Source organism: Desulfofundulus thermobenzoicus (genome assembly GCF_009428905.1).
GTDB lineage: Bacteria > Bacillota > Desulfotomaculia > Desulfotomaculales > Desulfovirgulaceae > Desulfofundulus_A > Desulfofundulus_A thermobenzoicus.
Genome location: NZ_WHYR01000279.1, coordinates 1 through 380, shown reverse-complemented (window position 1 = coordinate 380; position 380 = coordinate 1). Strand labels below are relative to the sequence as shown.

Below are 380 nucleotides of genomic sequence, written 5' to 3'. Positions count from 1 at the left end.
GGGAAAAGTATCGCACTTGTGAGTGATGCCGGTTTACCAACGATTTCAGATCCAGGGGCTGAAGTGGTTCGAGATTTTACTAGCATCGGAGGCTATGTCATTCCGTTACCTGGCGCAAATGCTGCACTAACAGCACTCATTGCATCAGGAATCGCGCCTCAGCCATTTTTCTTTTATGGTTTTCTCGACCGTCAGAAAAAAGAAAAGAAAAAGCAGCTTGAAGCCTTGAAGAAACGTCAAGAAACGATCATTTTCTATGAAGCGCCCCATCGGTTAAAAGAAACGCTGACTTTAATGAAGGAAGTGTGGGGGAATCGGAACATCGCAATTACGAGAGAACTGACGAAAAAATTCGAAGAGTTTATTCGTGGGGATTTAGA

The 380-nt window shown here is 43.9% G+C and carries 1 protein-coding gene; it reads left to right on the top strand.

Features of this window, described 5'->3' with window-relative positions; translation table 11 throughout:
- A partial coding sequence (locus tag GFC01_RS18630; RefSeq protein WP_243137704.1) for an SAM-dependent methyltransferase occupies positions 1-380 on the top strand: 380 nt, incomplete at both ends.